Origin of the sequence: Helicobacter sp. UBA3407 (assembly GCF_949747025.1) — a bacterium.
Taxonomy (GTDB): Bacteria; Campylobacterota; Campylobacteria; order Campylobacterales; family Helicobacteraceae; genus Helicobacter_D; species Helicobacter_D ganmani.
Window position 1 is genome coordinate 1 of sequence record NZ_CATKCB010000241.1, and the last position, 1,378, is coordinate 1,378.

Genomic DNA, 1,378 nt, shown 5'->3' on the forward strand with positions numbered 1-1,378 from the left:
CTTGCGGCAAACGCAAATGCACAGAGCCTAGAAGAAGCAATAAAGGGAATAGATGTCAGCGGATTTTTGCGTTATGAATACGAAGACAATCGTTTTAAGAATCCTCAATTTAACAAAGATGGCGAAAAAAGCGGCGATGTAGAGCATACTTGGCACGCAGAAGCAGAGTTTAAAATCCCTGCTTCAGAGAATATCGCACTTAATCTCGGAATTTATTATGAAAATTCTCAAAACACAAATCACGGCAAAGGCGTGGATTTAAACGAAGATGGCACAATAGAAAATTCGGAATCCTTTTTGGGTTATGGGCTAGGTTCTGGCAAAGATAATAGCTTTGGCGTAAGCACTTTTAATGCAGTGATTACGCCTGATTCCACAAGCACAAATATCACACTTGGCAAAATGCGCTTAGATACACCTCTAAATGATGTGGGAGAGGACAGAGGAACGGGGATTTTGTTTGTTAATAGTGATTTGCCTAGCGTTAGTTTAGTCGCAGGAGCATTTGACTCTTGGGCATTAGATGATACAAAAGATGATTTACCGCAAGAAACAAGCATTACTAAACCGCTCTATCTGCTTGCGGGAATTGGGAATTGGGAGTTTGACTTTGGCAACGTAGAATCACAACTTTGGTATTTCCATATTGATGATATTGTGGATTCCGCATTCTTTTATCAGCTTGGATTCTATCAAGATTTCTTTCATTTAAGCGGACAATACGCCTACACACAAACACAAAGCTCTGGGGTGGCAACTCTCGTGCAAGCTTTGGGTGGAGCTTATAATAGAATGCAAACAAAAAGCGACTTTATCAGCCTTGAAGCCGGTGTAGATTTAGCAAAATTAGAGATTCCATTAGGTTTAAATCTTGGCTACATTACAAACACAAAAGATAATTTCGCAGTCTCTTTGGACGATGAGGGTGCATTGCAAATGGCGGGCGCGGTTTGGTTTGATAATTACGATGCCACAGGAGTGAATTTTTCTGCGATTGGGGGCGCAATCAACAAAAATACAGAAAAAGACTTAGATGTCTTTTATGCGTCTTTGTCTTATGATTTACTTGAGAATCTAAATATTGGAATAGATTATGTCAATGGCAAAAATAAAGTCAAAGATATTCCAAATCGCACTACAACAGACATTGACTTTTATGAAATTACACCAAATCTTACTTGGGGATACAATGAAAACTTAGAAATCTATACCTATTATGCGTTTTTAAAAACAGAGCGTAGCGGAAGTTATATTTCTCCACAAACAGATTCAGAAGATAGAAATCAATTCAAAGTAGAAATTGTTTATGCGTTTTAATGGTTAAATTTTAAGATTCTATGAACTATTCATAGAATCTTGTTTTGGAGGTTAAATGGAA

The 1,378-nt window shown here is 37.7% G+C and carries 1 protein-coding gene; it reads left to right on the forward strand.

Annotated elements, in window-relative coordinates:
• Window positions 1-1,317: major outer membrane protein (locus Q1553_RS08185; RefSeq protein ID WP_300842917.1), on the forward strand; the 1,317-nt coding region annotated here is incomplete at its 5' end.
• Window positions 1,318-1,378 lie beyond the last annotated feature (61 nt).